12 protein-coding genes are annotated in these 12560 nt (G+C 41.0%); 10 read left to right on the top strand and 2 right to left on the bottom strand.

All coding sequences use genetic code 11. The annotated features are described in order from the left end of the window. Positions 1-3 precede the first annotated feature (3 nt). Together miaA and hfq are read left to right on the top strand one after the other, a co-directional pair. Entirely contained in the window at positions 4-948 is a 945-nt protein-coding gene (gene miaA, locus G0029_RS10105) for a tRNA (adenosine(37)-N6)-dimethylallyltransferase MiaA (RefSeq protein ID WP_180106674.1), read from the top strand. Positions 949-1040: 92 nt separating this feature from the next. Next, a complete protein-coding gene (hfq, locus tag G0029_RS10100; RefSeq protein ID WP_168378882.1) occupies positions 1041-1550 on the top strand; it encodes an RNA chaperone Hfq in 510 nt (169 codons plus the stop codon). 152 nt (positions 1551-1702) lie between these two features. Here hfq and G0029_RS10095 read toward each other — a convergent pair whose 3' ends face one another. After that, positions 1703-3010, bottom strand: a complete 1308-nt coding sequence (locus G0029_RS10095) for a peptidylprolyl isomerase (RefSeq protein ID WP_078193677.1) — start codon at positions 3008-3010, stop codon at positions 1703-1705. Continuing rightward, complete coding sequence (locus G0029_RS10090) at positions 3010-5490, bottom strand: LPS-assembly protein LptD (protein WP_180106672.1); 2481 nt, start codon at positions 5488-5490, stop codon at positions 3010-3012. Before G0029_RS10090 ends, G0029_RS10095 begins: the two co-directional genes overlap by 1 nt. A 120-nt stretch (positions 5491-5610) precedes the next feature. Here G0029_RS10090 and G0029_RS10085 point away from each other — a divergent pair, with 120 nt between their 5' ends. The 8 genes from G0029_RS10085 (at position 5611) to msbA (ending at position 12557) form a co-directional block, all read left to right on the top strand. After that, positions 5611-6624 carry an aminoglycoside phosphotransferase family protein gene (locus G0029_RS10085; protein WP_180106670.1) on the top strand — a complete coding sequence of 338 codons (1014 nt, stop codon included), beginning with the start codon at positions 5611-5613 and terminating at the stop codon, positions 6622-6624. Next, positions 6624-7313, top strand: a complete 690-nt coding sequence (gene murU / locus G0029_RS10080) for an N-acetylmuramate alpha-1-phosphate uridylyltransferase MurU (RefSeq protein ID WP_111885067.1) — start codon at positions 6624-6626, stop codon at positions 7311-7313. Before G0029_RS10085 ends, murU begins: the two co-directional genes overlap by 1 nt. 84 nt (positions 7314-7397) lie before the next feature. Continuing rightward, positions 7398-8030: a 16S rRNA (guanine(527)-N(7))-methyltransferase RsmG gene (rsmG, locus tag G0029_RS10075; RefSeq protein WP_180003083.1), complete on the top strand. Its 633-nt coding sequence runs from the start codon at positions 7398-7400 to the stop codon at positions 8028-8030. A gap of 24 nt (positions 8031-8054) precedes the next feature. Then, positions 8055-8837 (top strand): ParA family protein, encoded by a 783-nt coding sequence (locus tag G0029_RS10070; RefSeq protein WP_078188958.1) that lies wholly within the window; start codon positions 8055-8057, stop codon positions 8835-8837. Beyond that, positions 8834-9721: a ParB/RepB/Spo0J family partition protein gene (locus G0029_RS10065; RefSeq protein ID WP_111885065.1), complete on the top strand. Its 888-nt coding sequence runs from the start codon at positions 8834-8836 to the stop codon at positions 9719-9721. The genes G0029_RS10070 and G0029_RS10065 overlap by 4 nt, the downstream gene beginning before the upstream one ends. Positions 9722-9752: 31 nt before the next feature. Then, entirely contained in the window at positions 9753-10394 is a 642-nt protein-coding gene (locus G0029_RS10060; protein WP_180106668.1) for a MotA/TolQ/ExbB proton channel family protein, read from the top strand. A 13-nt stretch (positions 10395-10407) separates the two neighbouring features. Continuing rightward, positions 10408-10830: an ExbD/TolR family protein gene (locus G0029_RS10055; protein ID WP_078193671.1), complete on the top strand. Its 423-nt coding sequence runs from the start codon at positions 10408-10410 to the stop codon at positions 10828-10830. After that, positions 10830-12557 (top strand): lipid A export permease/ATP-binding protein MsbA, encoded by a 1728-nt coding sequence (msbA, locus tag G0029_RS10050; protein WP_180007340.1) that lies wholly within the window; start codon positions 10830-10832, stop codon positions 12555-12557. The genes G0029_RS10055 and msbA overlap by 1 nt, the downstream gene beginning before the upstream one ends. The last annotated feature ends 3 nt before the right edge of the window (positions 12558-12560 follow it).

Below are 12560 nucleotides of genomic sequence, written 5' to 3'. Positions count from 1 at the left end.
TACATGTCAAATCAATTGCCGGTCATCAACTTAATGGGACCAACTGCAAGCGGTAAAACCGCCTTGGCATGTGAACTATACGAGCAAGGTGGATTTGAATTAATTTCTGTCGATTCTGCTTTGGTTTTTCAGGATATGGATATTGGTACGGCCAAGCCGAGTAAAGCTGAGTTGGAGAAATATCCACATCATTTGATTGATATTATCAGTCCGCTAGAAGTGTATTCGGCAGCGAACTTTGTGGAAGATGCGTGTGTACTGATTGATGATATGCATGCACGAGGTAAAACACCGATTTTAGTTGGTGGTACAATGTTGTATTACAAGGCTTTATTGGAAGGGTTGTCTTCAAATTTACCAAGTGCAGACTATGCTGTACGTGCTGAAATTGAAGCCAAAGCTGAGTCGCAAGGTTGGGATGCTGTATATGCAGAACTGTGCAATGTAGACCCATTGGCAGGTGAAAAATTTAAACCGAGTGATAAGCAACGAATTATCCGTGCACTCGAAGTTTTTAAATTAACAGGTAAACCCATTACGCAGTTACAAGCTGAGCAACCTAAAAACGTACCATACCGTTACAATTTTCATAATTACGCATTATTGCCAGACCGATTAGAATTACATGAGCGTATAGCTCAACGTCTAAAAACAATGTGGGAAATTGGATTTTTAAATGAAGTGAAAGCTCTCATTGAAAAATACGATTTAGATGAAAATTTACCCTCTACGCGCTCAGTTGGATATCGTCAAGCTTTAGATTTTTTGAAAAATAGTGATCAAAGTAGCGAAAAACAGCGTGAAATGGAGGATAAGGCACTTTTTGCAACACGACAACTTGCAAAACGTCAATATACTTGGTTAAGATCTTTGCAAGAAACGCATAAATTTACTACATATTTAACTGCGCAGCAGGCTCAAGAAGACTTGCGAAAGTGCTACGGATAAAGCAAAATTTACAGACTACCTTTTTGATAATTTTTAATTGAAAAGTAAAGGTAGCTTTTGCGCTGATTTTTATTATTTTTTGGAGTTATAACATGTCTAAAGGTCAAACTTTACAAGATCCGTTCTTAAATTCTCTCCGTAAAGAACGTATTCCTGTGTCGATCTTCCTTGTCAACGGTATTAAATTACAAGGTCATATTGAATCTTTCGACCAATACGTTGTTTTATTAAAAAATACTGTAAGCCAAATGGTTTACAAACATGCTATTTCAACTGTTGTTCCAGCACGTAATCCACGTCCTGCTGGTGCTCCTGCTGGTGCTCAAGGCGCTGCTGGCTTCGGTGGTCAACAAGGCGGCTTCGGCGGTCAACAAGGTGGCTTTGGTGGCCAAGGTGGCTTCGGTGGTCAAGGTGGTTTCGGTGGTCAAGGTGGCTTCGGTGGTCAAGGTGGCTTCGGTGGTCAAGGTGGTTTTGGCTCTCAAGGTGGCTTTGGTGGTCAAGGTGGCTTCGGTGGTCAAAGTGGTTTCGGCGGTCAAAATGCTGGTTTTGATGGCGAAACTAAATTTGAAGATGCTCAAGACGACGAAAACAACAATCGTTAATTGAATTAAAAAAACCTCCCAAATGGGAGGTTTTTTTGCCTATAAAAGAGTAGATTGTTTTCACAAAGGGTATGTAATAATTACTAAAGTGCTGAATGATGATAAGAATCGACATAAAAAAACCAGCCGAAGCTGGTTTTTTGTTTATTCACTTATTTCTTTTTACGATCTAGAGTAGGATCTTTAATTTCAACATAGGCATTGTTGCGAATTTCACGTAACCAGCTGTCCAGTTCAGTGTCAAATTGACGCTCACCTAAAATCTGACGGGCCATACGTTCTTGTACTTCATGTGTCATATCTTGTTGACGTGTATCGGTCACTTGAAGGATGTGCCAACCAAACTGTGACTGAAAAGGCTTGCTGATTTCACCTTTCGCTGTTGATTTCATCATTGCTTCAAATTCTGGAACCATCACACCTGGGCTAACCCAACCTAAACTACCACCATTGGCAGCAGAACCAGTGTCATTCGAGAACGTTGAAGCCAAGACCGCAAAATCTTCACCCTTTTGCAGGCGATTATACAAGTTGTCGATCATTTGCTTGGCATTTTCAGGACTCACCACTTCAGACGGTTGAATCAGGATATGGCGAGTTTGGTATTGAGGAACAATGGCTTTTTGTTCTCCACTTTTACGGTCGACCAATTTTAAAACATGAACGCCATCACGTACTGAAATTAGTTCAGTGGTTTGACCAACTTGCAAAGGTGCTACACGTGCAGCAAGTTCATCTGGAATATCAGATAAGTTGCGGAAGCCCATATCGGCACCGTCAACTTTAATGTCTTTGGTGCTGTATTTGCTAGTAATCGCTTTTACATCGTTGCTTGCTGCAAGTTCTTTACGAATGTCTTCCGCGATTTTAACGGCATTATCACTGCTAGCTACACGCACATGTAAGACATGAACTTGATTACCTAACGCAGCTTGACCTTGTGGTGAGCTTAAGAAGTTTTTCACATCTTGGTCACTGATTTGAATGCGAGAAGTGACTAACTGTTGGCGTAGGCGTTGTAACGCGATGTCTTCAGCGATACGTGCACGTAAACCTGCATAGGTATTTGGTGCAACAGCATCTAATTTTTGCTGAAACGCTTCTAAGCTTGGAGAGCCGGCATCTTTCGCAACTTTAAGTACGGCTTCATTGAGTGATTTTTCATCCGCTTTGACGTTATAGCGTTTCACTTGTTCAAGCTGTGCTTGGCGCGAAATCAGCTGTTCTAAAGCTTGTTGCTGCAAGTATTCAGTCGGTGGGACGGTTTGTTTTTTTGCTTGAAATTGGTGAGTGATCTCGGCAATGCTTTGATCAAGATCACTACGTAGAATCACGCTATTGTCAACGACAGCTACAATTTCATCTTTAGGTTGCGCAGCAGCAAATACAGATACAGAAGTCGATAGGCAAAGTGCCAAGGCTGACGCTTTAAAAATTTGTTTTAACTGTTTTGTCTTCATTAACGTTCTGTCCAAGATTGATTAATATTGTTAAAACCCAACACTCGGTTTTCAAGCAAAGAGGTTAATTTATTGTTGAAGCCACCTAAACCTTTTAGAGTGAACTCCGCCATAATGGCACGTTTTGGTTTAACATCTGAAGATGTTACATCATCTAAATCGTTATAGTACGAACGACCATAAACTGAAACACCCCAGCAGCATGACTCGTAGTTCACACCCAGTAAATATTCACGCGCAATACTGTTGTCGAGGTCATATTGTGCATGACCAATAATACGCCAGTTATTGTGTATAGGTTGAATAAACGATGCTACTGCTTGGTCATAGCTGTCTTGGCGGTTAGGAATGTCTTTACGATAGAAATAACCGACATTGTATAAATTGCCTTTATTTCCTGTGTAATACATTTGAATATCGCGCTGAGCATTATCACCATTCGCCATCCATGCTGAATTGGCATTCACACTGATGCTGTCAGATAGTTGGCTAGAAATGCTCACGACAGGGCCGGTATGGCGTTCGGTATCAAATTTATCAGAGACGTTGTTCAGTGTGACACGACGGTCTTCAAAATAGAAACTTTGACCAACGCTGGCTTTTAAACGCTCAAGACCAACATCATCAAATAAACTATAGCTCAAGCCTAGAGATGCGAAGTTGTTGTCTTCTAAACGGTCATTACCATAGAACCGACGCGGACTAAATAACTGGTCATAGTTAATTGACGCTGTGGTTGAGTCAAAGTTTGGGTTAGTGTCTTGGTTTTTGTATGGAGAATACGCGTAGAAGAAGCGTGGCGTTAAGGTTTGTAGATAACGACCTTCGCGCTCCATCACAAGACCCGCATCTAAAGTAAATTGCGGTACAATGACCGATTTACTTTCACTACTAGAGTAATTGTTATTTGTATTGGCGCGATCAACAGTATCTTGGTCATAAATCGTGTTGACGTTACGAATAGACACTTCTGGGATTACAAAAGACCATGGGTTGCGATAGTTATAACGCACACTAAAGTCGTTATAAATACGCGCGCCGCTTGGCTCATACATTGTCGCATCACCATTGTTTTGCGGAATATTATCGCCACTTAGGTTCTTTTTAAAATAAGCCGTATCATTGTTAAATTCGTACTGTAAGCCGAGCGGATTACCAGTCTTGTAGTTCAGTAGGAATTGCGGCAAGCGCGCATATGGACGGTCTTCATCACTGACAGTTTTATCCAGTGTTTGGAAGTCTTCCACTTTAAGCTGTGCTTTTAGGCCAGGGATACCATTTTTATAATTGAGTTCCCATGCACGGCGTAAGTTCAGGTCAGTTTTTGAGTTTGGATTATTATTGAGATCTGAGAAATAGTCTTTATCAGATGCATAATTGTATTCTAAATTTGTCGTGAATTGATCGTTAATTTTCCAGTTATGTAGGAAATGTAAGTCTTTACGATCCTGATCATCATACTTTTGGTCGGATGGTAAATAACCACCCCACACCATCCCTGAACCAAAGTTTTTGGTCAAATAACGGAATTCACCTTCCATCATTGCGCCACGGTCTGCAATATAACGTGGTGTTACTGTAGCATCATAGTTTGGCGCAAGGTTTAAATAAACTGGAACTGCAAGCTCAATACCACCATCATTGGTAAAACCAAAGCTTGGGGTCAAAATACCTGTGGTACGACGGTCATCAATCGGGAAGTTGAAATAGGGCACAGCCATCACAGGTACGTTTTTTACATATAATGTTGTACCTTTGGTTTCACCGCGGCCAGTTTCTTGATTCAGCTTAATTTTGTCTGCTTGAATTTTCCACGTTGGTTTTTCATCAGGTGGACAAGTGGTATAAACAGCGTTTTCTAATTCGAGTGTTTCGGTTGAAGTACGTGAAATTTTTTCAGCACGACCATGCGCATGCTGCTGTTCAGCAATAAAGAAGCTGTTATTTAAATCACCTTGTTGGGTTTTTAAATTGTAATCTATTGAATCGCTTTGAGAAATCAGCCCTGACTGTGCCATTTGCACGCGGCCAGAAGCATTGGCGTAGGTTTGGGTTTTATCAATTTTGATTTGATCGGCACGAATTTGACGACCTTCTTGGTCAATCAGAACATTACCTTCAAGAATGGAGTCGCCATTCGGGTCAAAATGACCATAGTCTGCGGTAATGGTAGAGGTTGCATCTTCAGGTGCGACTGCTTTCGTTGTTGGAGCAACTGGGGTAATCCAAGTGCCTGTACAAAACGCTGAACTTAATTGATTGGTGTTGCGAATCTGTGCTTCAGGTGCAGATTTATCGACATAATATTGTTCGAAGAACTGCTGCCCAGGGTAAGCTTCTGAAATGTTTTGTTTGAGTTGTTCTGTATCGTCATCCGTGGACGGGTTTGAAACAGGTGCTGCATAGCTTGGTAACGAGCTACCACATAGAAGGGTTAAGATCGCAGTCGCTAAAGGATTAAATTTAAACTGATGCTTCATTTGTCTCATTAACCAGGTATGCTTAATCGCAATTAATTATTGTCGCATCATAGAGAAAAAGTTGATAAGTAGCTACACTTAGCACTTTAAAAACTCAGCCTGTATTAGAATTTATCGCAAATGAATACACAACGTGAACAATTGATACAAACATGGATTTCATCTGTACTCGGTTCAGATCAATTTGAAATTAACTTCTTAGCAGGCGATGCAAGCTTCCGTCGTTATGCACGAATCAAATTGAATAATAAAACATTTATGCTCATGGATGCACCACCAGAAAAAGAAGATTGTGGTCCTTTTGTGTCGATTGATGAATTTTTTGATGCACATGGCGTGCGTGTACCACATATCGTGGCCAAAGACCTCGATCAAGGCTTCTTATTGTTAGAAGATTTTGGTGATGTTTTATTGTCGACGTTGTTGAATGATCAAACCGTAGACGCACATTATGCTCAAAGTTTTAAACAGTTGATTCAATTGCAGTCAATTGATGGAACTGCTCATTTTCCTGCATATGCCTATGAAAAGCTGATTTCTGAAATGGAGCTGTTAACCGATTGGTTATTGCCATCTCTACAAGTGCAGCCTACTGAAGAAGAATCGGCACTGATTAAACGTACCTTTGCTATCTTAGCCAATGCTGCATTGGCTCAGCCTCAAGTGATTGTGCATCGTGATTTTCATAGCCGTAATTTGATGGTACTTGATGGTGAGCAAGATCAGGGTGTGATTGACTTCCAAGATGCTGTGATTGGTGCAGATACTTATGATTTGATTTCTATTACACGTGATGCCTATGTGCAGTGGAATGCAGATCGCGTTTATGCATGGTTTAAAACGTTCTATGATTTGTTGCCTGCATCGGCTAAAGAAGGTCGTAACTTTGAGCAATTCAAACAAGACGCTGACCTGATGGCGATTCAACGTCATATCAAAATTTTAGGCATTTTTGTGCGCTTATTTGAGCGTGATGGTAAGTCAGGTTATCTCAAAGATTTGCCGCGTGTGATGTGGTATTTACTTGAAGAAAGTAAACCGTATGCAGAATTACAACCTTTTATGCAATTTATTCGCGCTAAAGTATTGCCGAAATTTGAAGCCAAATACGGCACTTATGAGGTTGTTGCATAATGAAAGCCATGATTTTAGCGGCGGGTCTCGGAAATCGGATGCGCCCTTTAACATTGTATAAGCCAAAGCCTTTGCTTGAAGTGGGTGGAAAACCACTGATTGTTTGGCATATAGAAAAGCTAAAAAAAATTGGCGTAACTGAAATTATCATCAATTCTGCATGGCTTGCAGATATCCTGATTGGTACTTTGGGTGATGGTTCGCAGTTTGGTGTGAATATTCGTTGGACACGTGAAGCGGAAGGTCTGGAAACAGCCGGTGGCATTATTAATGCTTTACCTTTGCTTGGGACAGAACCGTTTATTTTGGTGAATGGTGACGTTTGGACGACCTACGATTTTTCAGCCTTGCTCAATATTGAGCTAAAAGATGACTTGGCACACTTGGTCTATGTGACTAACCCAGCGCAACATCCAAAGGGTGATTTTATCTTGGATGCTGGGCGTAGTTATACCTTTGAGCAAGAACATGCAGGCGAGGCACTCACCTATAGCGGGATCGCAGTTATACATCCAAACATGTTTAATGGATTGGAAGCTGGTAAGCGTCCGCTCGCACCTTTATTGAAACAGGCTATGTTGGATGGAAAAATTTCTGCAGAGAAAATGCAAACTGCGTGGGTTGATGTTGGCACACCTGAGCGTTTAAGTGATCTAGATCTACAGATTCGCCAAGGCATGTACGATTAAGTGCATATTCGCTAAGCGTTAGCTACTGTTCCACGGCTTAGAAATCGGTATACTTCAGTTAATTTTTATTGAGATGTCTTCTTTATGCATCCTTTTTTTCAAGACTTAAAGCAAGGTAGTCAAAAGCTTGGCTTAGATTTGAGTGAAGAAGCATTAAATCTATTGCTGAAATACCAAGATGCCCTAGTGCTGTGGAACAAAGCGTATAACTTGACTGCTATTCGTGATCCTAAAGAAATGTTGGTTAAGCATTTATTGGATAGCTTAAGTATCCTAAATGATTTGCCTGCAGGTCGTTTATTGGATATCGGTACGGGTGGTGGCATGCCGGGCATGATCATTGCACTGTGTCAGCCTGAACGTGAATGTGTGCTTTTAGATGCCAACGGTAAAAAAATTCGATTCTTAAAACAATTTATTGCTGACTTAAAACTAAAAAATGTCATTGCGGTACAAACACGTGTCGAAAATGAAGACAGCATTAATGAACTCGGGCAGTTTGATGTGATCACCAGTCGTGCTTTTGCATCGTTAACGGATTTTGTGGATGCGTCTAAACCGTATATGCATGCGCAAAGTATTATCGCGTCGATGAAAGGCTTAATTCCTGAAGAAGAAGTTGAAACACTAAAAAGTGATTTCAAGATTGATATCGTTGCATTAAAAGTTCCACGACTTGATGAGCAGCGTCATTTAATTTTTCTTAAACGTATTTAAAATTTTCAAAGGACTGGGGTTACCATGGCTCAAATTATTGCGATTGCAAACCAAAAGGGTGGCGTAGGTAAAACCACAACGGCTGTGAACTTGGCTGCATCTTTAGCCATATTAAAAAAACGAGTTTTACTTGTGGACATGGATTCACAAGGCAATGCCACGATGGGTTCGGGCATTCAAAAAAATGATTTGTTGTATTCAGTCACGGATGTCTTACTTGGTGAAGTGCCGATTGAAACCGCTATTTATAAAGCGGAAGTGGGCTATAAGGTTTTAGGTGCAAACCGTGACCTAGCTGGCGTTGAGCTTGCAATTGCAGATCAAGACGGTCGTGAGTTTATTTTACGTGAAGCATTGGCAAGCGTCGAAAAAGACTTCGACTATATTATTGTCGATTGTGCACCAAGTTTAAGTTTGATCACTGTCAATGCACTTGCAGCGGTACGTGCTGTGCTGATTCCAATGCAGTGTGAATATTATGCCCTAGAAGGTTTGGCTGACCTAACCCAAACCATTGACCGTATTCAGCAAGCTTTAAACCCGGATCTAGAGATCGTGGGTGTGCTTCGTACCATGTACGATGCGCGTAATGCCTTAACACGTGATGTGTCTGCTGAGCTTGAACAATACTTCGGTCAGAAACTTTATGACACGGTCATTCCGCGTAATATTCGTTTGGCTGAAGCGCCTGCGCACGGTTTGCCAGTGATTTATTTTGAAAAAAGCTCGAAGGGTGCAGTTGCTTATTTGAACTTGGCAGCTGAGATGTTAAAAAAAACCAAAGTAAAAAAAGGAACTAAAGCATGACCGTAAAAAAACGCGGACTGGCTAAAGGTCGTGGTCTGGATGCCCTACTCGGCTCAATCCAAAAAGAAAAACTACAGCTCGAAGCAAAAGCTTTAGATCATGGACAGTTAAAACAAATTGATGTGCATTTATTGAAACGTGGTGAGTATCAACCGCGTCGTTTCATTAAAGAACAAGATTTACAAGAACTTGCTGCATCGATTGAAAAGCATGGTGTCATGCAGCCAATCGTGATTCGTCCTGTTGAAGATGAAAAGCATCCCTATGAAATTATTGCAGGTGAGCGTCGTTGGCGTGCGGCTCAGCTTGCAGGTTTAACCGAAGTTCCAGCCATTGTTCGTGACTTGAGTGACCAAGTTGCCATTGCTTTGGCATTAATTGAAAACATTCAACGTCAAGATTTGAACCCAATCGATCAAGCCATGGCTTTACAACGCTTCCATGACGAATTTGGTTTAAGTCATCAAGAGATTGCCGATACGGTCGGTAAAGCACGTACCACGATTAGTAACTTGCTACGCCTCTTGTCTTTAGCGGATCAAGTCAAAGACTTTATGCAGCAAGGTTTGCTCGATATGGGGCATGCACGTGCGATCTTGACGTTAAAAGCCAAAGATCAGCTTAAAGTTGCTGAAATGGTGATTGAAAAAAGTATGTCTGTACGTCAAACCGAACAATTTGTTCGTGATTTGAATGCACCAAAACAACAAAAAGCTAAACCAATTGTTTCATCAGACATTCAACAACTGACACAACGTCTCTCTGATCGTTTCAGTGCAGACGTGAAAATTGATCATAATAAACAAGGGAAAGGCAAGCTGGTGATTAGTTACCATACTCTTGAAGAGCTAGATGGTATTTTAAATATTTGTCTAGCTGAATAATTTTTAAATTCGATTTATTGGGGAAAATCAAATGTGGGAATTAGTCAAAGCGGGCGGGTGGTTAATGATCCCGCTCGTCATTTGTTCGATCTTTACGGTAGCCATTACCATTGAGCGCTTTATTCGTTTAAAAAAATCAATGGTGTTGCCAAAAGACTTGATGATGAATGTAAACACATCGGTGAAAAATGTGGTGCAGCAGCTAAAGCAAAGTCCAACTTTACAACAAAGTACATTGGGTCGTGTATTGGGCGCAGGTTACGCTAGTAAAGATCAAAACGAGCAATATGCACGTGCGCAAATGGAAGTCACAGCGTCACAAGAAATTGGTTATTTAGAAAAAAATATCAACTTTTTGGGCACTTTAAGCGCTGTTGCACCTTTACTAGGTTTGTTGGGTACGGTGATCGGTATTATTGAAGCATTCTTAATGATTGATATAGGCACCAATAGTGATCCAGTGTTGATGATGCCGGGTATTTCTAAAGCCTTGATTACCACTGCTGCCGGTATGTTAATTGCTGTACCTGCATTATTTGCGCATCGCTATTTCCAACGTTTGGTTCAAGAATATGTGGCTGAGTTAGAACAGCAGTCGACATTATTTCATGCCGCTTTGTTTTATAAAAAAACACCTGAAGTAGAAAGTCAGGACATTCAGAAAGCCAGCTGAGTGGAGACTGCGCATGAAATTTAAACGTCGTCAGGTTGAAGATATTCATATCAACCTCACACCGATGATTGACTGTTTGATGTTCATTTTGGTGTTCTTGTTGCTCTCGACCACCTTTAACCAGATGAGTCGAATGAACCTGACTTTGCCAGATGCACAGGGTGTTCCACCTAAAAACTATGATCAAAAGATTGAAGTTGTGGTGGATTCAACAGGACATTATTCTGTCAATGGTCAGTCATTGGCGAGTAAAGAAGTCTCTGATTTGAATACTGCAATTAAACAGACAGCCAATGATCGTCGTGATTTAATGTTTGTGATTGCCGCAGATGCAAAAGCAACACATCAAGATGTGATTCGGGTGATGGATGTTGCAGGTCAACTTGGATTTGTGAATATCAACATCAGTACCAAAGTTCCAACTCGAGGTTATTAGTGAAGCACGATTTTAAGGTCTATTTACGCCTATTAAGTTATTTAAAACCTTTTTGGGGAATCGGCCTGCTGGTTTTGCTTGGTTTCGGTATTAATGCTGCGACAGAAGTTTCTGTCGCAAAATTATTGGAACGCATTATTGAAGCCATTCAAAACAAAGATCAAAGCTTTACAACCTTATTTCCACTCTTGGTGGTTTTATTGATGTTCTTCCGTGGACTCGGTTTGTTCATGGGGGGATATTTTACCGCAGTGATTTCTCGAAACTTAATCTTTAATATTCGTCAGCAAGTGTTCGCAAAACTCATGCGTTTGCCTTCGCAATATTATTTAGATAATTCGAGCGGTCATATCACTGCAAAAATTATGTATAACGTTGAACAGTTGACGGCGGCATCGTCTGAGTCACTGAAAACGATTGTACAACAGGGTCTGATTACCATCGCATTATTGGGTTATTTGCTCTATACCAATTGGCGTTTAACCCTGTGTATTTTGATTTTTGGCCCAATTATTGGTCTGATCATCCGTAAAGCGTCTAAGCGCATGCGTAAATTATCCATGCAAGTACAAAGTACCATGGGGGATGTTAACCATGTGGTGCAAGAGACAGTGCAAGGCAATTTGGTGGTGAAGGGCTTTGCAGGGCAAGATTATGAACAAAAACGTTTTTATGAAAGCTCGATGGAGAACTTGCGCCGCGGCTTAAAAATGGTTGTCGTGCAACAACTCAATAGCCCAATTGTTCAGCTGATTATGTCGATTGCGCTCAGTATCGTGATGTATATCGCACTACGCCCTGAGATTTTACAAGATACAACAGCGGGTGAGTTTGTAGCGTATATCACTGCCGCAGGTATGCTGAGTAAGCCAATTAAAACCTTGACGGATGTCAATGAAAAACTACAACGAGGCATGGCAGCAGCTTATTCAGTTTTTGAATTGCTTGATATGCCTGAAGAAGTAAATAACGGCACGCTTAAGCCTGCTTTGAAAGGCGATGTCGAATTTAAAAATGTTAATTTGATCTATGCCGATGGTCACCATGCGATTCATGACTTCAATTTAAAAGTTAATGCAGGGCAAACCGTTGCATTGGTTGGGCGTTCAGGTGCAGGTAAAACTTCATTGGTCAATCTGTTGGTGCGTTACCAAGAAGTGTCTTCTGGACAATTGTTGCTTGATCAGCATGATATTCACGACATAGAACTCAATAGCTTGCGTACTCAGATTTCAATGGTCAATCAGCAAGTGGTTTTGTTTAACCGTACAGTACGTGAAAATATCGCTTATGGTCAGCTCGAGCATGCAACTGATGAGCAAGTCATTGCTGCTGCCAAAGCTGCATTTGCACATGATTTTATTATGGATTTACCGCAAGGTTATGACACACCATTGGGTGCCCAAGGTTTAAATCTATCAGGTGGTCAACGTCAACGGATTGCGATTGCACGTGCCATTTTGAAAAATGCACCGATCTTAATTTTAGATGAAGCGACCAGTGCGCTAGATAACGAATCTGAATTTTTCATTCAGCAAGCATTTGACGCTGCGATGCAAGATCGTACTACGATCGTGATTGCGCATCGTTTATCGACCATTGAAAATGCAGACTGTATTGTAGTGATGGATAAAGGGCGTATTATTGAACAAGGTTCGCATACAGAATTGATGGCACAACGTGGTGCATATTACCAACTTCATCAGCGTAATTTTGAGGAAAATTAAGTC

The organism is Acinetobacter sp. YH12138 (genome assembly GCF_015218525.1).
In the GTDB taxonomy this organism is placed as follows: domain Bacteria; phylum Pseudomonadota; class Gammaproteobacteria; order Pseudomonadales; family Moraxellaceae; genus Acinetobacter; species Acinetobacter amyesii.
This window is presented reverse-complemented; position numbering and strand designations above follow the sequence as displayed.

Excerpts from the sequence above, each read along its gene's own strand:
- miaA (WP_180106674.1), top strand. The coding sequence starts at position 4 with ATGTCAAATCAATTGCCGGTCATCAACTTAATGGGACCAACTGCAAGC.
- hfq (WP_168378882.1), top strand. The coding sequence starts at position 1,041 with ATGTCTAAAGGTCAAACTTTACAAGATCCGTTCTTAAATTCTCTCCGT.
- G0029_RS10095 (WP_078193677.1), bottom strand. The coding sequence starts at position 3,010 with ATGAAGACAAAACAGTTAAAACAAATTTTTAAAGCGTCAGCCTTGGCA.
- G0029_RS10090 (WP_180106672.1), bottom strand. The coding sequence starts at position 5,490 with ATGAAGCATCAGTTTAAATTTAATCCTTTAGCGACTGCGATCTTAACC.
- G0029_RS10085 (WP_180106670.1), top strand. The coding sequence starts at position 5,611 with ATGAATACACAACGTGAACAATTGATACAAACATGGATTTCATCTGTA.
- murU (WP_111885067.1), top strand. The coding sequence starts at position 6,624 with ATGAAAGCCATGATTTTAGCGGCGGGTCTCGGAAATCGGATGCGCCCT.
- rsmG (WP_180003083.1), top strand. The coding sequence starts at position 7,398 with ATGCATCCTTTTTTTCAAGACTTAAAGCAAGGTAGTCAAAAGCTTGGC.
- G0029_RS10070 (WP_078188958.1), top strand. The coding sequence starts at position 8,055 with ATGGCTCAAATTATTGCGATTGCAAACCAAAAGGGTGGCGTAGGTAAA.
- G0029_RS10065 (WP_111885065.1), top strand. The coding sequence starts at position 8,834 with ATGACCGTAAAAAAACGCGGACTGGCTAAAGGTCGTGGTCTGGATGCC.
- G0029_RS10060 (WP_180106668.1), top strand. The coding sequence starts at position 9,753 with ATGTGGGAATTAGTCAAAGCGGGCGGGTGGTTAATGATCCCGCTCGTC.
- G0029_RS10055 (WP_078193671.1), top strand. The coding sequence starts at position 10,408 with ATGAAATTTAAACGTCGTCAGGTTGAAGATATTCATATCAACCTCACA.